Annotated in this window: 16 protein-coding genes and 1 other annotated feature; of the genes, 13 read left to right on the top strand and 3 right to left on the bottom strand. The window is 43.2% G+C overall.

Annotation, left to right across the window (positions count from 1 at the left end; translation table 11 throughout):
• Positions 1–73: 73 nt before the first annotated feature.
• Positions 74–1744, bottom strand: coding sequence for a 2-isopropylmalate synthase (locus DW938_RS00860; RefSeq protein WP_118123605.1), 1671 nt, complete (start codon positions 1742–1744; stop codon positions 74–76).
• 88 nt (positions 1745–1832) lie between these two features.
• Positions 1833–2066: a binding site (T-box leader), on the bottom strand.
• 287 nt (positions 2067–2353) lie between these two features.
• Here DW938_RS00860 and galT point away from each other — a divergent pair.
• The 3 genes from galT to DW938_RS00845 all read left to right on the top strand — a co-directional run bounded on the left by galT (position 2354) and on the right by DW938_RS00845 (position 7240).
• Complete coding sequence (gene galT / locus DW938_RS00855; RefSeq protein ID WP_118123604.1) at positions 2354–3859, top strand: UDP-glucose--hexose-1-phosphate uridylyltransferase; 1506 nt, start codon at positions 2354–2356, stop codon at positions 3857–3859.
• A 62-nt stretch (positions 3860–3921) separates the two neighbouring features.
• Positions 3922–4734, top strand: coding sequence for a PIG-L family deacetylase (locus DW938_RS00850; protein ID WP_147342348.1), 813 nt, complete (start codon positions 3922–3924; stop codon positions 4732–4734).
• Complete coding sequence (locus tag DW938_RS00845; RefSeq protein WP_118123602.1) at positions 4721–7240, top strand: YfhO family protein; 2520 nt, start codon at positions 4721–4723, stop codon at positions 7238–7240. The genes DW938_RS00850 and DW938_RS00845 overlap by 14 nt, the downstream gene beginning before the upstream one ends.
• A 116-nt stretch (positions 7241–7356) precedes the next feature.
• On the opposite strand, the gene DW938_RS00840 is transcribed toward DW938_RS00845, so the two are convergent.
• Complete coding sequence (locus tag DW938_RS00840; protein ID WP_022288290.1) at positions 7357–7917, bottom strand: TetR/AcrR family transcriptional regulator C-terminal domain-containing protein; 561 nt, start codon at positions 7915–7917, stop codon at positions 7357–7359.
• Between the two features lie 187 nt (positions 7918–8104).
• Here DW938_RS00840 and glgB point away from each other — a divergent pair, with 187 nt between their 5' ends.
• The 3 genes from glgB to DW938_RS00825 all read left to right on the top strand — a co-directional run bounded on the left by glgB (position 8105) and on the right by DW938_RS00825 (position 11715).
• Positions 8105–9889 carry a 1,4-alpha-glucan branching protein GlgB gene (gene glgB / locus DW938_RS00835; RefSeq protein ID WP_118123601.1) on the top strand — a complete coding sequence of 595 codons (1785 nt, stop codon included), beginning with the start codon at positions 8105–8107 and terminating at the stop codon, positions 9887–9889.
• A gap of 119 nt (positions 9890–10008) precedes the next feature.
• Positions 10009–10701: a hypothetical protein gene (locus DW938_RS00830; RefSeq protein ID WP_022288288.1), complete on the top strand. Its 693-nt coding sequence runs from the start codon at positions 10009–10011 to the stop codon at positions 10699–10701.
• Between the two features lie 15 nt (positions 10702–10716).
• Positions 10717–11715 carry a GGGtGRT protein gene (locus tag DW938_RS00825; RefSeq protein ID WP_022288287.1) on the top strand — a complete coding sequence of 333 codons (999 nt, stop codon included), beginning with the start codon at positions 10717–10719 and terminating at the stop codon, positions 11713–11715.
• Positions 11716–11925: 210 nt separating this feature from the next.
• On the opposite strand, the gene DW938_RS00820 is transcribed toward DW938_RS00825, so the two are convergent.
• Positions 11926–12462: a nitroreductase family protein gene (locus tag DW938_RS00820; RefSeq protein ID WP_118123600.1), complete on the bottom strand. Its 537-nt coding sequence runs from the start codon at positions 12460–12462 to the stop codon at positions 11926–11928.
• A gap of 149 nt (positions 12463–12611) precedes the next feature.
• On the opposite strand from DW938_RS00820, the gene DW938_RS00815 reads away from it, so the two are divergent.
• The 7 genes from DW938_RS00815 (at position 12612) to dnaG (ending at position 20488) form a co-directional block, all read left to right on the top strand.
• Positions 12612–13313 (top strand): ABC transporter ATP-binding protein, encoded by a 702-nt coding sequence (locus DW938_RS00815; protein WP_181984333.1) that lies wholly within the window; start codon positions 12612–12614, stop codon positions 13311–13313.
• Positions 13314–13324: 11 nt separating this feature from the next.
• Positions 13325–15577 carry a sialidase family protein gene (locus DW938_RS00810; protein ID WP_118123598.1) on the top strand — a complete coding sequence of 751 codons (2253 nt, stop codon included), beginning with the start codon at positions 13325–13327 and terminating at the stop codon, positions 15575–15577.
• 45 nt (positions 15578–15622) lie between these two features.
• Positions 15623–16285 (top strand): orotate phosphoribosyltransferase, encoded by a 663-nt coding sequence (gene pyrE, locus DW938_RS00805; RefSeq protein WP_041337243.1) that lies wholly within the window; start codon positions 15623–15625, stop codon positions 16283–16285.
• Positions 16286–16709: 424 nt separating this feature from the next.
• A complete protein-coding gene (rpmE, locus tag DW938_RS00800) occupies positions 16710–16910 on the top strand; it encodes a 50S ribosomal protein L31 (RefSeq protein ID WP_022288282.1) in 201 nt (66 codons plus the stop codon).
• 55 nt (positions 16911–16965) lie between these two features.
• Positions 16966–17586 carry a YigZ family protein gene (locus DW938_RS00795; RefSeq protein WP_118123597.1) on the top strand — a complete coding sequence of 207 codons (621 nt, stop codon included), beginning with the start codon at positions 16966–16968 and terminating at the stop codon, positions 17584–17586.
• A gap of 119 nt (positions 17587–17705) precedes the next feature.
• Positions 17706–18701 carry a deoxyguanosinetriphosphate triphosphohydrolase gene (locus DW938_RS00790; RefSeq protein WP_118123596.1) on the top strand — a complete coding sequence of 332 codons (996 nt, stop codon included), beginning with the start codon at positions 17706–17708 and terminating at the stop codon, positions 18699–18701.
• A 23-nt stretch (positions 18702–18724) separates the two neighbouring features.
• On the top strand, positions 18725–20488 hold the full coding sequence (gene dnaG / locus DW938_RS00785) for a DNA primase (protein WP_181982685.1): 1764 nt from the start codon (positions 18725–18727) through the stop codon (positions 20486–20488).
• The last annotated feature ends 40 nt before the right edge of the window (positions 20489–20528 follow it).

The raw sequence follows: 20528 nt of genomic DNA, 5'->3' as shown, positions 1-20528 counted from the left end.
TTTTCATTATCATGTAGGGGCGAACAGCGTTCGCCCGTTTATTTTAGCTGAATTTAAGAAAGGATAAAATTTATTACTTATTAGCAACAAAAGCGTTGTTGATAGCTGAAACAAGACCCTTGATAGAAGATACGATGATATCTGAGTGTCTGCCGACGCCCCAATACATCTTATCACCGCAGGAAATTCCAACATACGAAACAGCCTCAGATGTTGACTTTCTTTCAAGAGCGTGCTCTGTGTATGTTTCCACGGTAAAATCAAAGTTCAAAGCCTGCTTGATAGCATTTGCCACAGCGTCAAGACGTCCGTTGCCCTCTGCTGTGTGATCGTCTGTTACGCCGTTTACTGAAGCTGTGATAGCGGCGCAGATAGTGCCGTTCTGCTTCTGAACATAGTGTGCTTCAGGAATATCAACAGGTGCGCACTTGTTGAGGTACTCGTCCTTGAATATCTTGTAGACCTCATCAGGCATAAGCTCCTTGTGCTTGTGGTCTGAAACAGCCTTTACCTTGTAGCCAAAGTCCTCTCTCATCTTCTTTGGAAGATCGTAGCCGAACTGATTTTGGAGGATAAAGCCTATTCCGCCCTTGCCTGACTGTGAGTTTATTCTGATAACGTCACCGTCATACTCTCTGCCAACGTCATGCGGATCGATAGGAAGATAAGGAACTGTCCACTTGTCACAGCTCTTTTCTTTTCTCCAGTTCATGCCCTTTGCGATAGCGTCCTGATGTGAGCCTGAGAATGCAGCGAATACAAGTGCGCCTGAATATGGGCTTCTGTCATAAACCTTCATTCTTGTAACTCTCTCGTATAGCTCTACCAGTGCAGGCATATCTGAGAAGTCCAGCTTAGGGTCAACTCCGTGAGTGTACATATTAAGTGCGATAGTAACGATATCGGCATTGCCTGTTCTCTCACCATTACCGAAGCAAGTACCCTCTATTCTGTCAGCACCTGCAAGCAGACCCATTTCGCAGTCTGCCACTGCACAACCTCTGTCATTGTGTGGGTGAAGTGAAATAATAACGTTCTCTCTGTTGTGAAGAGTGTCGCACATATACTCTACCTGCTGAGCATAAACATGAGGCATTGACATTTCAACTGTTACAGGCAGGTTGATGATGACCTTGTTATCAGGTGTAGGCTGCCAGATGTCGATAACAGCGTTGCAGATATCTCTTGCAAACTCAGGCTCTGTGCCTGTGAAGCTCTCAGGAGAATACTCGAATACGATATTGCCCTTAGCGTGCTTCTTATACTCGTTACAGAGCTTTGCACCGTCTGTAGCTATCTTGATTATCTCTTCCTTAGACTTTCGGAAAACCTGCTCTCTCTGTGCAACAGATGTTGAGTTATAAAGATGAACAACAGCGTTCTTTGCGCCGTCGATAGCTTCAAACGTTTTCTTTATGATATGCTCTCTTGACTGTGTAAGTACCTGAATAGTAACATCATCAGGTATCATGTTCTTCTCAATAAGTGTGCGGCAGAACTCATACTCTGTTTCAGAGGCGGCAGGGAAACCTATCTCTATCTCCTTGAAGCCAATCTCAACGAGCTTTGTGAAAAACTCCAGCTTTTCTTCAAGGCTCATAGGAATGATAAGAGCCTGATTTCCGTCTCTCAGGTCAACAGAACACCATGCAGGAGCATGGTCAACATACTCTTTTTCAGCCCACTTCATGCACTTTACAGGAGGCATATAATAGCCTCTCTCATACTTTTCTACGTTTTTCATGTCAGTTCCTCCTTATAAATATAAAGCCGATAATTATTTTGATAGTGATGTGGAAAAGGGCATAAAAAAATCGCCGCTCCTACCAATAAGGAGAGACGAGCTTTGCCGTGTTACCACTCTCATTCATATACGGTTCACACCGCATATCTCAGCCGCATCTATCAATGCGTATCTCTATAACGGGAGAACCCGTGAGCGGCTAATAAGATTTCACCGTTCAAGCTCGGGGACGAGTTATCACAAATTCCGCATACCGTCTTGCACCCACCGACGGCTCTCTGTAATGTCAGAACTTTGCTTTTGTTCCTGTCAACGCCTTTGTCATATTGTTTTTATTATACCCATACTTCCCGCTTTTGTCAATAGGGCATTTGTCGATTTAACAATTTGTTAATATTCGATGCTAAATCGTTTTTCCTAACATTAAATGTAGGGGCTGGCGTCCCCTGCAAAATAATCTTAAAATATTCTTATTACACTTTTCAAATGCTTAAAAGTATCTTAATTAGCCTTTCTGTCGGTTGACAAAGAATAAGCAATGGTCTATAATAATAGATGCTGGCTGAGGGGGTGACCCCTCATACTTTTGTACAAAAGGGGATCTGTAACATGATATTTGAAAGCATAAAAAAACTTGTAACATATGGTCTGGAAAGCGGACTTATTGAGGAAAGCGACAGAGTTTATACTACAAACAGGCTTCTTGAAGCCCTTGACCTTGAGGAATATGACGAACCTGCGGAGGAGTTTTCTGACGTTGATCTTGAAAGCACTCTCAAAGAGCTTCTCGATTACGCTGTGGAAAAGGGCCTTACGGAAAATTCCATTGTATACAGAGATCTTTTCGACACAAAACTCATGGGGCTTCTTACTCCAAGACCGTCAGAGGTAGACACAAAGTTCTGGGGACTTTACAATCACCAGTCTGCAAAGGTCGCAACTGACTATTTCTACAAGCTTTCGCAGGATACGGACTACATAAGAAGATACAGGGTAAAGAAAGATATGCGCTGGATAGCTCCAACAGAGTACGGCGACCTTGATATAACTATCAATCTTTCCAAGCCTGAAAAAGACCCGAAAGCCATTGCGGCGGCAAAGCTTGCAAAGCAATCGGGATATCCTAAGTGCCTGCTGTGCTATGAGAACGTGGGATATGCAGGACGAGTGAACTCCCCTGCAAGACAGAACCATCGTGTTATATCCCTTAAAATAAACGGCACAGACTGGGGACTTCAGTATTCCCCATATGTTTATTACAACGAGCATTGTATCCTTTTCAATAAGAAGCATACTCCTATGGTAATAGACCGCTCGGCATTTGAGAAGCTTTTTGACTTTGTTAGACAGTTTCCGCACTATTTCATAGGTTCAAACGCTGACCTGCCTATCGTTGGCGGATCTATCCTTTCGCACGAACATTTTCAGGGCGGTCATTATACTTTTGCAATGGCGAAAGCCCCTGTTGAAGAAAAGATAGTTTTCAAGGGCTTTGAGAACGTTGACGCAGGTATCGTTAAATGGCCTATGTCAGTTATCAGAATAAACAGCGAGGATAAAAACGCTCTCGTTGACCTTGCTGACAAGATACTCAAAGCTTGGAGAGGCTACACCGACGAAGAAGCGTTCATTTACGCTGAAACTGAAGGCGAGCCACACAACACTATCACACCTATCGCAAGAATGAGGGACGGCAGATATGAGCTTGACCTTGTGCTTAGAAACAACATCACCACTGAGGAATATCCTCTTGGCGTTTATCATCCGCATCAGGAGCTTCACCATATAAAGAAAGAGAATATCGGTCTTATCGAAGTAATGGGGCTTGCAGTGCTTCCGTCAAGACTTAAAGGCGAAATGGAGAAGCTTGCTCAGGTTCTGGTCACAGAGGGAACAGAGGGTGTACGCCGTGACGAGATGATCGAAAAGCACGCTGACTGGGCTGAGGAGATATCAAAGAAAAACAATATAACAGCCGAGAACGTTCACGAGGTCTTGCAGAAAGAAATAGGCATCGTGTTCGCAAAGGTGCTTGAACATGCAGGCGTTTATAAGAGAAACAAAGACGGAAAAGCTGCATTTGAAAGATTTATAGACTATGTGAACAACAAGTAATAAAGAAAGAGGTGAACGCCCGTATCTCGCAGAAGAGATCCTGCAAGGGTGCGGGCATTTTTATGCTCAGATTTACAAGACAGCATATAAAGGAAACAGCAATAATTCTGGCAATAGTCATTTTTATAGGCACACTGTGGTTTTTAGGCTACAAAAGGCATATAAGAGATACGATCAATCAGGCTTATGACGTGACGCCTATATCCGCCATACAGTTACAGCTTGCGTCGTCATCAAAGGCTGATAAGCTTATGATAGTGGCTCACCCTGATGACGAAGTGCTTTGGGGCGGAGGACATCTTTATGATAAAGGCTATCTTGTTGTGTGTGTAACAAACGGAAGAAATAAGGTGCGTTCTCAGGAGTTCAAGGACGTGGTGAAAGCCTCGGGCAACGAGTGTATAATGCTTGAATATCCTGATAAAGTCAGGGGCAAGCGTGACGATTGGGCGCTTGTTAAGGACGGTATCGAATCTGACCTTGAAAAGATAATGACCTGCAAGGATTGGAAGCTTATAGCTGTGCATAATCAAAAAGGCGAATATGGTCATATCCACCATGTAAACGTGCATAATTACGTCACTGAGATATACGATAAAAACGATATCCAGTGCGACCTTTACTGCTTTGGCAAGTATTACAAGGCTAGCCGTCTGAAGGTGGTGGGCAACACTTTGCCAAAGATATCAAAAGAAAGATACGAGTTCAAGAAAAAGCTTGCGGATATGTATACCTCTCAAGATAAAACTGTAGACAAGCTGTGGCATATGGCTTATTATGAGGATTGGACGCTGTATAAACGCTACAGTGAACACCCTGAAATGAAAAAACAAACTGCAACTGCGCTGGGAGTGGCTGTGAATGAAGCTCAGTAAGAAAAATATAATACATCTGTGTGTGCTTACAGGGATATATCTTCTGTTTGTCCTTGCGCTCACAAGGTTTAAATACGCCTATGGCTCTGAGCTTGATTGGGGCGGACAGCACTATGCTATCCCTGATTATTTCAGAAAGCTCTTTTACAAAACAGGGGACTTTTTTCCCTCCTTTGCTCCGAACATAGGTTGTGGTGAGAACATCTATAATCTGTCATATTATGGACTTTATTCGCCTATAATACTTTTTTCTTATCTTCTGCCCTTTGTGAAAATGTCAACCTATATACAAATAGTATCCATAATAGGCATTATAGCAAGCCTGTGGATATTCTATATATGGATGCGGCAGAAATTCACAGACAACACAGCGTTTGCACTGAGCTTTGTGTTTCTCTTTTCAGCGCCCCTTATCTTCCACAGTCACAGGCACATAATGTTCGTGAATTATATGCCGTTCCTGCTTTTGGGTTTTATGGCTATCGAGGATTATTTCGAGGGCAAGAGAAAATACATGGTGACGCTTTGGGCATTTTTGATGCTCATGACAAGCTATTTCTTTGCAGTGTCGGGTCTTGCGGCAATGGCAGTGTATGGCGTTTACCGCTGGCTGAAAATAAATGAAAAGCCAACTTTCAAGAAGTTCTGCAAAGACGGAACAGCATTCGCTTTCAGGCTTATCCTGGCAGTGATAATGGCTTGCGTGCTTATCCTGCCTACACTGCACTGTATGCTCTCAGGCAGAGAGGCAGGCAACAGCCATGTTGATCTCAAGTCGTTCATACCAGGTGTAAACTTGAAATTCCTGCTCTATTATCACTACTCAATGGGACTTTGCCTTTTCACAGTGCTTAGCATAATATCGGCGGTGTTCTCAAAACAACGTTGCAGAAGATTTCTTGGGATCGTTATGATGGTAATAGCCACCTGCCCTATAATAGTCTATATGTTAAACGGCACACTGTATGTTGACCCGAAAGTTCTTATACCTTTCCTTCCTCTTGGTATGCTTCTTTTCGGACACACCTATTTTGATATAATAAGAGGAAAGCTAAAGCTTAAACCACTTGCAGTGATAACCCTTTTAGTTGCATTGGCAGGAGTTTTCTGGTTCAAGACCACCAAAAAAGTGGAGTTTTATATTATCCTTGACTTTGTTGTGCTTATGTCGAGCCTGTTTGTATACAGACGTTGCAAAAAAGAGTTCATACTTAATATAGGAATGTCCCTTTGCCTCGTGGTATCCACAGTGTATGCAAACTTTGCAGACAAGCTTGTGCCTTTAAGTGAGCTTGAATATGACAACAGCAGTGATATGAACGCACTTGCAGACTATGTCGGCTCGCAGGAAGAAATATCGAGGACTTCAAACTGCGTTGACGAAGTGAACACAGTGAACATGATATATAATGCAGATTATTACACCATGTCAATATATTCCTCACTGCACAATAAAGATTACAACAAATTTTATTACAGCGAAATATACAACGAAAATTCATACCGCAACACTTCCCTGACCACTCAGACACGAAGCCTTATTGCTGATATGTATTTTTCAAACAGATATCTTATCACTGACGACCCGGTAAAGGCAGTGTCAGGCTACAAGAAGATAAAAGAGAGCGGAAGCCTTTCACTTTATGAAAACAATGACGTTCTGCCTTTCGGATATGCTACCAATGCTCTTATCGGCAGAAAAGAATATAATTCCCTGAATTATCCTTACTCAGTGGAAGCTCTTTTCAATAATATAATAGTTGAGGATAAGACGGAAAAGTCATTTTCATCTGATATCAAAAAGGTACGCTCCATCAACTTTACAGAGTGCGACCAGATAAAGCGTGAATGGGGAAAATACACCATTGACGCCAAAAAGCCTTTCACTCAGGAGATAACGCTTCCCGAAACGCTCACGAACAATGAGATAATGTTTGTATCTTTCAATGTGAACAACGATATAAAGGGAGGCAGAAAGGACGCTTGGGTGTCCATAAACGGCAATAAAAACAAGCTCACTGCCCCTGATTGGAAATATTACAATAATAACAGACGTTTTGAATATGTCATAACCACAGGTCAGGACTATAGTGCAGACAGCGTTAAGGTGAAATTCTCTGACGGCAAGTATGAGATAACCAACGTTCGCTGTTATGTCATCGACAAAGACAGCCTTGTGCGTGACGTTGACCCGTTTATCATAGACAAGAAGACCTCTCACGGAGATGTGATAAACGGCACTATAGACGTTAAAAATGACGGCTATTTCACCATTTCCATTCCGTATACCGACGGCTTCACCGCTGAGATCGACGGCAAAGAGGTGCAGTGTGAAAAGACCGACACTGCATTCCTTGGCTTCAAGATACCAAAAGGCAGCCACAGCATAAAGATAACCTTTACTGCGCCGTTGCTCCACAAGGGCATAGCACTTTCAGCGGCAGGCTTGCTGATATTCATAATATGCGTTATTATTGACAGAAGAAAATCAAAAGCATCAAAGTAAAAAAATAAAAGCGACAGAAATCTGAATCTGTCGCTTTTTTTGTCGTATGTTTGGGTTTGTCTATTCACTTATTACATAAAATATGATAAAATAACAGAGTGATTGTGTGACTTTTGTCAAAGGTTCTGTCTGAATCCCTCACCAATGGTAACATTTTCGTATGCAAGCTCACGCATTTTCAGCATTACGTCATGTGGAGTTTCTCTCATTCCGCCCGTTGCCCAATCTATTATTATTCCGCAATAACCATGAGAATAAAAATCGGCAAAGAATTTCGCCTTATCGGAACGCTTTCTGGTTATAGCAACAGCGTGATAGAAAAATCTGATGAACAGCTTGTGCATACTTCTGAAAAGATAATGCTCGAATATCTTTTCGTTGCTTTTTAGCGTGTTTGAGTAAAAGCGCTTGTCTTTGAGCATATTTACGAGAAATCCTTCAAGACGCTCATACCAGTTGTCGTAGTTTACGCCTTTGGTGATGTCAGCGAAAAGCTCGTGAAGATAGATATAGCTCAAAAGCTCATATTTATCCTGAAAATGGTAATAAAAAGACTGGCGGTTAAGACCGCACTCTCCTGTTATATCGGATATGGATATTTTATCAAAGGGTTTTTGCTCGCAGAGTTTTTTCAGTGAATCACACAAAGCACTTTTGGTTATCGCAGAGCTTGACATTTAACTACATTCCTTTCAGATTCATAACGACAAAAGGCCTTTTTTGAGGAAAAATCAGACTAAACTGAATTAATGTCAAAAAAGCAGACAATTTGCGCTAACTTTTATTATATCATAAATTTATGAAATTTCAATAACTTTTTATAAATATTTTATCATTATCATATTTTTCACAGGGGGAAACGGCATGAAAGACAATATCATCACAGAATTTATAAATGGTCAAAGCTGTAGAGCGTATGAAGCCCTGGGGGCAGTAAAAATAGAGAACGGCATAAGATTTTCCACCTATGCGCCCCATGCAAGGAAGGTAGAGCTTTGCCTGAATGGAGATATTATCCCTATGGAATGTGATGAACGTGGGGTATGGAGCGTTGAACGCCCTGCAAAAGAGGGTGACATTTATCAGTATGTTATCACAACGCCTACTCTTGAAAAGCACTACCGCTCAGACCCTTTTGCGGTATACAGCGAGGTAAGGCCGAAAAATGCGTCTGTGGTGTATGATATTGACAGCTATAGCTGGAATGACCAAGAATGGCTCTCAAAGCGTGACAAATGCTATGAAAAGCCTATGAACATATATGAGGTACATTTCGGCTCGTGGCGCATAAAAGAGGGAAAAGAAGAAACCGACCGCTTTTACACCTATGAAGAAATGATAGACCTGCTCATACCTTATGTAAAGGAAATGGGCTATACCCATATCGAGCTTCTGCCACTGACGGAATATCCTTATGACGGCTCATGGGGCTATCAGGTGTCGGGATATTTCTCCGCAACCAGCCGTTACGGCGACCCCAGAGGGCTTATGAAGTTCATAGACGCTTGTCATGCGGAAAATATCGGCATTATTCTGGACTTTGTACCCGTACATTTTGTCCGTGATTTCTATGCCCTGCACATCTATGACGGAAGCTTCCTCTTTGAAAGCGACAACGAGTATGACAGATACTCCGAGTGGGGTACTGCCCTGTTTGACTACACAAAGCCTCATGTGCTCAGCTTTGTAAAATCCTCAGTTAATTTCTGGATAGAAAAATATCATGTTGACGGATTGAGATATGACGCAGTTGCAAACCTTATCTATCGTCACGGCCACACTGATGACGCCGTGAACGACAGCGGTATATGGTTCTTGAAGAACACTAATTACACCATTCAGAAAATGCACCCTGACGTTATGCTTTTCGCAGAAGATTCCACAAACTACACAAAGGTCACTGCCCCTGTTGAGTTCGGCGGTCTTGGCTTTGACTATAAATGGGATCTGGGCTTCATGAACGATACCATCAATTATATAAAGACTCCGCCTTTTGAACGCAGAAATCATCACAATAAAATGACTTTCTCCATGAGTTATTTCTATAATGACCTTTTCATTCTTCCGTATTCTCACGACGAGGTAGTTCACGGCAAGAAAACCATGGTGGATAAGGTGTTCGGCAGTCAGCAGGAGCAGTTTGCTACCATAAGAGCACTGTATACTTTCCAGTTCACACACCCAGGCAAGAAGCTCAACTTCATGGGCAACGAGCTTGGCGAATATCTTGAATGGCGTGATGAAAAAGAGCTTGGCTGGAATTTGCTCACATATCCTATACACGATTCATTACACGAGTATGTGAAAGCACTCCACAAGCTTTATCTTGAACAGCCTGCACTGTATAAGTCCGACTATAATTCCACATCATTCCGCTGGATAGACGCAGACAACAAAAATCAGTGCATTTATGCCTACCGCAGAAGCGACCCTTCCGGCAAAACGCTTTATATGGTGTTCAATTTTTCCGGAAGCTATCAGAACTATAGCCTGAAGGTCGAGCAAAACGGAGCCTACAAAGAGCTTCTCAACTCTGACCGTGATATTTATAGTGGATCAAACTGCATAAACAGCGGTCTTTATACCACAAACTATAAGCTGCCACTCAGACTCGCACCTCTCAGCAGCGTTATAATTACCACAGAATGAGAAAAAAATATTAAAAATCATTAAATACTATTGCAAAATGGCGAAATATGCGTTATAATATGAGTGTATGTAATATACAACATTTACACCAAAATCATTTGAGAGGAGTTATGTAAATAATGGTTTATTCTCACGAAGTTGAAACAATGTGCCCTATCGCTCAGGGCGTTGCTCACGGTGCAGCTCCAATTCCAGAAGAAGCAAAGTGGGTAAAAGCTAAGGAAATCAAGGATATCTCAGGCTTTACACACGGTATCGGCTGGTGTGCTCCACAGCAGGGCTGCTGCAAGCTGACACTTAACGTAAAAGAGGGCGTTATCCAGGAATGTCTCGTTGAAACTATCGGCTGCTCAGGTATGACACATTCTGCTGCTATGGCATCAGAGATCCTTCCAGGCAGAACAGTTCTCGAGGCTCTTAACACAGACCTCGTTTGCGACGCTATCAACACAGCTATGAGAGAGCTTTTCCTCCAGATCGTTTACGGTCGTTCACAGAGTGCATTCTCTGAGGGCGGTCTTGTAGTAGGCGCTGGTCTTGAGGACCTTGGTAAGGGACTTCGTTCACAGGTAGGTACTATGTATGGTACACTTGCAAAGGGTCCTAGATACCTTGAAATGACAGACGGCTATGTTACAGGTCTTGCACTTAACGAAGATGACGAGATCATCGGCTACAAGTTTGTAAACTTCGGCAAGATGATGGATTTCATCAAGGCTGGCGACGATGCTAACACTGCTTTTGAGAAAGCACAGGGTCAGTACGGAAGAGTAGCTGACGCTGTTAAGATCGTTGACCCAAGAAAAGAATAAGGAGGATTTGTTACAATGGCTTTATTTGAATCATATGAGAGAAGAGAAAAGCAGATCCTTGCTGTTATCAATCAGTACGGTATCAACACTATCGAAGAGTGTGCTGACGTATGCAAGGCTAAGGGTCTTGACATTTATAAGCTCGTTGAGGGCATTCAGCCTATCTGCTTTGAGAACGCTAAGTGGGCTTACACAGTAGGCTGCGCTATCGCTATCAAGAAGGGCTGCACAAGAGCTGCTGACGCTGCTGCTGCTATCGGCGAGGGACTTCAGGCTTTCTGTATCCCTGGCTCTGTAGCTGACCAGAGAAAGGTTGGTCTTGGTCACGGTAACCTCGGCAAGATGCTTCTTGAAGAGGATACAGAGTGCTTCGCATTCCTCGCAGGCCACGAATCATTCGCTGCCGCTGAGGGTGCTATAGGTATCGCTGAGAAGGCTAACAAGGTTAGAACAAAGCCTCTGAGAGTTATTCTTAACGGTCTTGGCAAGGACGCTGCACAGATCATCGCTAGAATCAACGGCTTCACATATGTTGAAACAGAAATGGATTACTACACAGGCGAAGTTAAGGAAGTATTCCGTAAGGCATACTCTGACGGTCTGAGAGCTAAGGTAAACTGCTACGGTGCTAACGATGTTACCGAGGGCGTTGCTATCATGTGGAAAGAGAACGTAGACGTTTCTATCACAGGTAACTCAACAAACCCAACAAGATTCCAGCACCCAGTTGCAGGTACATACAAGAAGGAAAGACTTGAGAAGGGCAAGAAATACTTCTCAGTTGCTTCAGGCGGAGGAACAGGTAGAACTCTGCACCCAGATAACATGGCTGCTGGTCCTGCTTCTTACGGTATGACAGATACAATGGGAAGAATGCACAGCGACGCTCAGTTTGCTGGTTCTTCTTCAGTTCCTGCACACGTTGAGATGATGGGTCTTATCGGCATGGGCAACAACCCTATGGTTGGTGCTACAGTTGCTTGCGCAGTTGCAGTTGAAGAGGCTATGAAGTAAGGTTTTAAGCCACTTCACAAGTCTTGTAATGCGAACAACGATAAGACTTCGTGTTCAAAAGAATATCAGTAAGGCGTTAGATTTTGTTCTAACGCCTTATTTTTACGCACAAAAAGACCTCCCCATGCTGTAAGAAAGGTCTGACGACCAAACTAAAGCGCAGGAAGGTCAATATCACAAATACAAGTTAAAAACTGCATAACGGCCATATTAAAAGAACTTTGCAATATCCTCAACAGCTCTCCTTTTAGGTCTGGCAGGGGCTTCTGCAGGATAGCCAACGGCTATAACCGATACTACGATCTCGCTTTCAGGTATTTCAAGCACCTCACGGAGCTTTTCTCCGTCCCTGATGCCCATTACAAGCGAGCCTAAGCCAAGCTCAGCCGCTTTGAGAAGAAGTATCTCATTGTGCAGACCAAGATCGTAAAATCCCCAGCCATTGCCAACTTCATTATCAGGATCACCCTCTTTGTCAAAACCTGCTTTTGTATGTACAAAAGTCGTTACAAGAAGCGCCGCATTTTCAGACCTTTCTCTGTTAAATCCAGGCAAGCACTCCTCTCTTACCCTCTTTGTCATCTCGTCACTGAGAACGCAGTAATACCTTGCAGTTTCAGAGTTTTTCCACGATGGTGCTTCTGTTGCGGCAGCTATAAGCGTTTCTATCTGCTCTTTTGTTACCTTTTTACTGCCGTCATATTTTCTTATGCTTCTTCTGCTTTCAATAAGCTTCTGAAATTCCATTTATATCTCTCCTTGTCAAAATGTGAGGCTCACGCCTGTTTCAGATACAATTATAACATATCACTTCCACCATTTCAAGTAGCAAAAGCCCTTGAAATGTTCATATTATTGTGATACAATAACGTAAAGACAATATGGGGGTGCAGACTATGAGCTTTGTAAAATTCGAGAACGTTTATAAAAGATACAAAATGGGCGAGATAACCATAAATGCCGCAGACGGTGTTTCATTTGAGATAGAAAAAGGCGAATTTGCCGTTATAGTAGGCGCAAGCGGTGCAGGAAAAACTACTATACTTAATATGCTCGGCGGCATGGATACCTGCGACGAGGGCAAGATCCTTGTTGACGGCAAGGACATTGCAACTTTTAATAAAAAGCAGCTCACAACATATCGCAGATATGACATAGGCTTTGTTTTTCAATTCTATAACCTTGTGAATAATCTTACTGCTAAGGAAAATGTAGAGCTTGCCACACAGATATGCGCACATGCCTCACAGCCTGAAGAAGTGCTGAAAAAAGTGGGACTCGAGGACAGAATGAACAACTTCCCCTCCCAGCTTTCAGGCGGCGAGCAGCAGCGTGTTTCTATCGCACGAGCATTGGCAAAAAATCCTAAGCTTCTTCTTTGCGACGAACCAACGGGTGCTCTTGATTACAACACAGGTAAAAATATCCTCAGACTTTTGCAGAATACCTGCCGAAATGACGGTGTGACAGTTATAGTCATCACCCACAACTCTGCTATCGCACCAATGGCTGACAGAGTTATAACCGTCAAAAACAGCAAAGTGGACAAAGTTGAGATAAACAAAGACCCTGTTGACGTTTCTACTATCGAATGGTAACGGAGAAATATATGAAAATTCTTTCACCTATCAAATACGAATATGGCAATCTGAAAATAGGCGGAGGCGGCTTTGTGACAGGTATCACTTTCCACCCCACCGACAGCAAAACGCTTTATATACGCACCGACATCGGCGGTGTTTATCGCTATGACTTTGATAAACAAACTTGGACGTATCTGGCAGACAAAGTTACCGCAGACGACCCTGCACAAACCTATCCCCTTGCAATAGCCCTTGACGAAAACGACCCCAATAAGCTGTTTTTCACCTGCGGAGATAAACGCTCAAATTATCTCTGCATATCTGATAACAAGGGAGAAAATATAATACAAAAGCCACTGCCATGCAGCGTTCACGGAAACGAAGTTGGCAGAGCCACAGGAAACAGACTAATTTACAAAAACGGCAGGCTGTATTTCGGCTCTCAGACCGCAGGAATTATCTATTCTGAGGATATGGGCGAAAGCTGGCAAAGCATAGACCTGTTTGGTGAGAAAAACATCTCGCTTATATGGACAGACAGTGAGGGCAAACTTTTTATCGCAGGCTGTTCAGGTGAAGCAAACTCCCCTGACGGTGTAACAAGAGGTCACACTCTGTATTGCTCCACAGACGGCTTGAAAAGCTTCGTTCCCCTCACCGCCCCCGACCCTGTGAAATACGAAAACTCCTCCTATTATGGCTTCGTGCCACAGCGTATCACCAGCGACAGCAGATATATATACATCACTTTTGCTTCAAGCGGAAAAGTATTCTACGGTGGCATGGGTGCTTATGCCTGCGACACAGGCTCGCTTTCAAGCGGCAAGGTATACAGATACCGCATCGAAAATGGCGTGCCTGTTTTTGACAAAGACATCACCCCCGAGGACCATATCCCATGCGGCTACAGCGGAATATGTTCCAACGGCAAAATGCTTTTGCTATCAACTGTCTGCCGGAAAAATGGCGGAGATATGATCTATACAAGCACCGACAACGGTGAAAGCTGGAAGATAATAATGAATGGTCTTGAATATAGCCGCTTCGATTGGAATATCCCATACATGAAACCACGATACAACGGCGGCGGAAACTGTGTCCACTGGATAAGCGACATAAAGCTTTCACCTTTTGACAGCGACACAGCCTTGTTCATCACAGGAACAGGTCTGTTCATGATAACAGGTCTTGCAAGCGGAGATGTGCTTGTCAAACCATTCTGCGAGGGCATCGAGGAAACTGTTCACCTTAATGTATACACCACTCCCCATGGCAGGAATCGCATTATAGATATCATTGGCGACCTTGGCGGCTTTGCCTTTGAAGATTATGACAGTGAGTGCGAAAATTCCTTTGCAAACGAAAAAGGAGACCGCTACATCACCTGCCTAAACGCAGACTTCACACTCCAAAGACCAGAATACATAGTCGCAACTCCCCGTGGCAACTGGACGGGCAAAACAAAAGGCGGTCTGATCTTATCCAAAGATTGCGGTTCAACGTGGGAAAGACTTCCCATGCCCCGTGGGCTTTCTGAGTTTATAGACAAAAAGCTTGACAACATCGAAAAGCCTAATGTAGACTCAGGTTGGACAGCGATATCTGCCGACGGCAAACGAATAATGTGGGCTGTTGCAGGCGGCAGAGGCTTTTCTAACAAGGCTGTCTGCTATACCGACGATGAGGGAAAAACATGGCAAAAGTCCATTTTTATGGACAGCAGTGGAAACTCAGCAGATGAACACAACGTAAAAATTTTCTCAGACTATTACAACAGCGATCTTTTCTTCGCCATAGCAGAAAGAGAAAATCTGGGGCTTTACATCAGCCGTGACAAAGGTGCAACTTTCAGAGAAGTGTCCATAAAAATGGACATAAAGTGTCCGCGATACGCTCACTATCAGCTTTCAAGACAGCCTGATAAGAGCGGAGTATTCTGGCTTGCAAATGGCATAAAGGGACTTTACCGCTTTGAGATAAAAAGTGACAGCGTGGGTATAAGCGATATTCTCCCTGAGGACAGGATAAACTGCATAGGCTTTGGAAAAGGGCTTGAAGAAACTCCTGCAATGTATGTCACGGGAAATATCAGCGGCGCATACGGCTTTTATATTTCTGATGATCTGGGCGAAAGCTTCGCACGTATAAATACCGATAGACAGCAATACGGCGTTATACACTCAATATGCGGAGATATGCGTGAACACGGTGTTTTCTGCCTTGCCACAGGCTCTCACGGACTTATGTTCGGCAGGCAAAAAAACCTTGCAAAGCCGTGAAAAATGTGGTATAATCAAAATAACATAATTGAAAGGAAGTTCAATATGACCTACAAGGAAGAATTTATAAAATTTATGGTAGACAGCGGAGTTCTCACGTTTGGCGACTTCACTCTCAAAAGCGGCAGAAAAGCTCCATATTTCATCAACTGCGGAAACTATAAAACCGGTGAACAGCTCGCAAAGCTGGGCGGCTTTTATGCTGACTGCATAGCTGACAACAAGATACCTGTTGAAACACTTTTCGGGCCTGCATATAAGGGTATCCCTCTTGCTGTTTCAGCCGTTATCGCGCTTGCAACAAAGTATGGCATTGACGTTTCTTACTGCTTTGACAGAAAGGAAGCTAAGGATCACGGCGAGGGCGGAATGTTCGTTGGAAAGAAGCTTGCAGACGGAGAAAAGGTAATAATCATCGACGATGTTATGACATCTGGCAAGGCTCTCAGAGAGTCAATGCCAAAGCTCAAAAGTGCTGCAGACGTAAACGTAACAGGCATGGTGATAACAGTTGACAGAATGGAAAAGGCTCTTGACACCGACCTTTCAGCTGTTGAACAGGCTTATAAGGACTTCGGCGTAAAGGTATATTCTATCGTAAACATCAACGATATCATCAAGGCTATTCAGGACGGTGTTGTTGAGGGTAAAGAGTATCTTGACAAAATGCTGGAATACCGTGCTGCATACGGAGTTGACCACGAATAATAAGCCTGCTTTGAGAAAAATTTAAGGTTATTTTAAAGTTACAAATTGAAATAATTTGTAACAATATTGTAGTGAAATGTAACTTGTCTGTTCTTGAAGTTACAGCCCTTAAAGGCTATAATATGTAATGTAGAACAGAGAAAGAAAAAGAATGTAAACACTAAGATCAAACTCTTAGCTCGTTTCATCCTCTCCAAAATTTTTACACAAGCAAAGGGCAGCCAATGGGTTGCCTTTTTGTTTTGTCGAAATGAGCAGGATAAATGTAAAAAAAGTGTTAAGCGCTTGACAAGTGACGTATATAATGGTATAATAATAAAGCTGATTTGTTCAGCATATTGATAAATACTACATAGAACTACTGTCTAAACTGAAATGATGGGCTTCTATGAGTCATAATTTTAGTTTGGAAGGAGGAAGTCAAATGAGAGAAGGAATTCACCCAAAGTATGAGGAAACAACAATTACTTGCGCATGCGGTAATGTTATCCATACTCGTTCTACAAAGAAGGATATCAAGGTTGAAATTTGTTCTAAGTGCCACCCATTCTACACAGGTAAGCAGAAGCTCGTAGATACAGGCGGACGTGTTGACAGATTCAAGAAGAGATTTAATCTTGACTAATTTTCAAAGGGAACGGATAATTCCGTTCCTTTTTTCTTTTATATGAGGAAACCAAATGGAATATACAACAATCTATGAGGAAGCTCAGGCGAGCTTTACGGAGAAAAAGTCCGAATTTATCGGGCATATCGCACCTGTCAGCACCGCTGATGAGGCTGTCGCATTTATAAACAGGATAAAAGCCGAAAACCGCAAGGCTAGGCACAACGTCTATGCCTATGTGGTGAGAGAGGGAAACGTTTCACGATACAGCGACGACGGCGAGCCACAGGGTACAGGCGGAGTGCCTGTGCTTGATATAATAAACAAATCCGGGCTTACAGACGTTTGTGTGGTGGTGACACGATATTTCGGTGGAATACTTTTGGGGGCAAGCGGTCTTACAAGAGCCTATTCTCAGGGTTGTTCAATGGCGGTGAACGCTGCAAGAAAAATGAAAATGTGTGAGTGTTCAAGAATATCCTTTTCCTGCGACTATACACTTTATGGCAAGGTCAGCTATGCGCTGCCTGAATATGGCGTGATAATGGAAAAAGAGGACTTTGCCGATTCTGTAGATCTTGCGTTTCTTGTGAAGTCTGAATTTTCAGACAAGCTGAAAAAACAGCTTACGGATATATCCTGCGGCAAGCTTGAATTGTCAGAAGAAACAAATCTTCTTGCTGATTTCGCATGAAATTTGTGCGATTATACAAAAACATTCAGCCTTTATGTAAAAATAAAGGCTTTTTTGAACTATTATAGTATATATTATATAGAGTAAGTATGTTTTATATACTGTAAGGGGGAATTTTTGTGCTGCCGAGAGAACAAACCGAGTTGTTTGAAAAACAATTTCTGAGCGAAAACGCCTGCTTGTCTGTTGATTCAAAAGGGCGTAAAAAGCCTTGCGAACCTTGTCCGCTGAGGACGTGTTTCCAGCGTGACCGTGACAGGATACTTCACTGCAACTCTTTCAGACGGCTGAAGCATAAAACTCAAGTCTATCTGTCCCCTGCAGGCGACCATTATAGAACACGACTTACTCATACCCTTGAGGTAAGTCAGATCGCACGGACTATCTCACGGGCTTTGCGGCTCAACGAAGATCTCACCGAAGCTATCGCACTGGGTCATGACCTTGGACATACGCCTTTTGGTCATGCAGGAGAAAGGGCTCTCAACGAGCTTAGCCCTGACGGCTTTCACCACTATGAGCAAAGCCTGCGTGTAGTGGATATTTTGGAAAAAGACGGCAAGGGTCTTGACCTCACAGAAGAAGTCCGTGACGGAATATTAAAGCACACTAACATGATAGCCGACACGAAAGAGGGCTATGTTGTGAGATTTGCAGACGTTATCGCCTATATAAATCACGATATCGACGATTCCGTTCGTGCAGGCATTATGACCGAGGAGGATATTCCTAAAAACATCACAAAGGTTCTTGGCGGATCCAAATCTGAGAGAATAACAACTCTTGTGACCTCGCTTATTAAAGGCGGAGCCGAAAGCCTGCATATGGACGACGAAGTGAGTGACGCCTACACCGCACTGCACAGATTTATGTTCGACTTTGTGTACACAAATCCAAAGTGCAAATCAGAAGAAGTCAAGGCTAAAGACATGATAGCAAAGCTCTATGACTACTATGTTCATCATATAGAAAAGCTGCCTGCCTTTTATATGAATCTCGCCTATCAGTTCGGAATTGACCGTGCTATCTGCGATTACATATCAGGCATGACAGACGGCTTTGCTATTGAGACCTTTAAAAATCTGTTTATCCCATTGGGGTGGACAAAGTATTAGCGCATACCCAAGGAGGAAGAAATTTGCCGCTGCCTATAGATTTTATAGAAAGACTTAAAGCTGCCAACCCTATCGCAGAGGTCATGAGCAGCTACGTCACCCTCAAAAGAACAGGCAGAGATTATGTTTGCCTCTGCCCTTTTCACAACGAAAAAACCCCGTCCTGCCATATTCACCCTGACAAAGAGTATTTTCACTGCTTTGGCTGCGGAGCAGGCGGAGATGTTATCACTTTTACAATGAAGTACAATAATCTGGACTATTGGGAAGCTGTCAAGCTCCTTGCAGAACGTGGCGGAGTGCCACTTCCGGAGGATAACGGCTATGACAGCAAGCGCACCGATACCAGAAAGCGCTTCTACGAAATGAATAAAACAGCCGCAAGGTTTTTCTATCATCAGCTAAAGACACCACAGGGCAAGGAATGTCTTGACTATCTTATAAACAAACGTAAGCTCAGTATTGAAACCATAAAGAAATATGGAATGGGCTTTGCTCCAAACAGTTGGTCTGCCTTGAAAAGCTATATGCTCTCTGAGGGCTTCACCGAGGAAGAATTGGAGCAAGGCTCGCTTATCTCACGTTCGCAGAAGAATACCCGAAATACGTTCGATTTCTTCGTAAATCGTGCAATGTTCCCTTTTATCGACCTTGCAGGTCATATAGTGGGCTTCGGCGGAAGAGCGCTCACACCTGACGATAAGAGAAAATACCTTAACTCAAAAGATACCCTTGTATATTCAAAAAACAGATTTCTTTTCTCCATGAACTTCGCCAAAAACGCCGCAGTGAAAGACAAGACCATTCTTCTGTGCGAGGGTAATCTTGACGTTATTTCCCTTAATCAGGCAGGCTTTGAAAATGCCGTAGCTTCCTGCGGAACTGCGCTCACACCTGAGCAGGCGAAGATAATATCCAACTATGCAGACAACGTTGTCATATGCTATGACGCAGATGGCGCAGGTCAGAAAGCCACAACGAGAGCAATAAAAATTCTCGGTGAAACCGGTCTTAAGACCACCGTTATCAAAATGAACGGTGCAAAAGACCCTGATGAGTACATAAACAAATTCGGAGCAGACCACTTTCGCCATTTGCTGAAAAAATCAGACGGTGCAATAGAGTTTGAGCTAGACAAATGCAAAGACGGCATTGATATGGACACTGATATAGGCAGGATAGATTATCTCAAAAAAGCCTATAAAGTCCTTGCGGATATAAGCTCCCCTACTGAGCGTGAGATATACGCAAAAAAGGTGGCGGCTGAACAGAATGTGAGCATCACAACTGTCAATGCAGAACTTAATGCTATACTTAAAAACCGTCGCTATCAGTATAGCAAAAAGGAATGGACTCGCACTATAACCTTCGCTGACAAGCGTGACACCATAAACCCCGAAGCCAATGAACACAGACGAGAATCCGCCGCCGAAGCGGGTATCATATATTATCTCTACAATAATCATGACGCCTGCGGAGATGTTCTCAAAAGGCTTCCGCCCGACAAATTCGTTACCAGCTTCAATAGGCGTGTTTACGAAAGCCTGACGAGCAAGATAACCGATTTGCAGGATTGCTCTGTATCATCTTTTAATGGTGAATTTTCACCCGAGGAAGTGGGTAAGATAACGGAGATACTGGAAAAATACAGCGAACTGGGCATTGACGCCAAGGTCGCTGAGGATTATATAAATGTGCTTTTAAACTACAAGCCGAAGGAGAAACAGGAGGATATATCCGACGATGACTTCTTCAAAAAGTTTGAAGAAATGCGCAAAAAGAATTAGCAAAGATCAACCGATGTAAAAATTGAGATTGGAGTGTTTG

It is taken from the genome of Ruminococcus sp. AM43-6, assembly GCF_003461785.1.
GTDB classification, from domain to species: domain Bacteria; phylum Bacillota; class Clostridia; order Oscillospirales; family Ruminococcaceae; genus Hominimerdicola; species Hominimerdicola aceti.
Note: the sequence above shows the minus strand (reverse complement) of the source record. Positions and strands in the feature narration are given on the sequence as shown.

Bases quoted from the DNA above. Each gene is read 5' to 3' on its own strand.
- DW938_RS00830 (WP_022288288.1), top strand. From the start codon at position 10,009: ATGGTTTATTCTCACGAAGTTGAAACAATGTGCCCTATCGCTCAGGGC.
- DW938_RS00820 (WP_118123600.1), bottom strand. From the start codon at position 12,462: ATGGAATTTCAGAAGCTTATTGAAAGCAGAAGAAGCATAAGAAAATAT.
- DW938_RS00795 (WP_118123597.1), top strand. From the start codon at position 16,966: ATGGAATATACAACAATCTATGAGGAAGCTCAGGCGAGCTTTACGGAG.
- DW938_RS00815 (WP_181984333.1), top strand. From the start codon at position 12,612: ATGAGCTTTGTAAAATTCGAGAACGTTTATAAAAGATACAAAATGGGC.
- DW938_RS00810 (WP_118123598.1), top strand. From the start codon at position 13,325: ATGAAAATTCTTTCACCTATCAAATACGAATATGGCAATCTGAAAATA.
- DW938_RS00825 (WP_022288287.1), top strand. From the start codon at position 10,717: ATGGCTTTATTTGAATCATATGAGAGAAGAGAAAAGCAGATCCTTGCT.
- DW938_RS00850 (WP_147342348.1), top strand. From the start codon at position 3,922: ATGCTCAGATTTACAAGACAGCATATAAAGGAAACAGCAATAATTCTG.
- galT (WP_118123604.1), top strand. From the start codon at position 2,354: ATGATATTTGAAAGCATAAAAAAACTTGTAACATATGGTCTGGAAAGC.
- pyrE (WP_041337243.1), top strand. From the start codon at position 15,623: ATGACCTACAAGGAAGAATTTATAAAATTTATGGTAGACAGCGGAGTT.
- rpmE (WP_022288282.1), top strand. From the start codon at position 16,710: ATGAGAGAAGGAATTCACCCAAAGTATGAGGAAACAACAATTACTTGC.
- glgB (WP_118123601.1), top strand. From the start codon at position 8,105: ATGAAAGACAATATCATCACAGAATTTATAAATGGTCAAAGCTGTAGA.
- DW938_RS00860 (WP_118123605.1), bottom strand. From the start codon at position 1,744: ATGAAAAACGTAGAAAAGTATGAGAGAGGCTATTATATGCCTCCTGTA.
- DW938_RS00840 (WP_022288290.1), bottom strand. From the start codon at position 7,917: ATGTCAAGCTCTGCGATAACCAAAAGTGCTTTGTGTGATTCACTGAAA.
- DW938_RS00845 (WP_118123602.1), top strand. From the start codon at position 4,721: ATGAAGCTCAGTAAGAAAAATATAATACATCTGTGTGTGCTTACAGGG.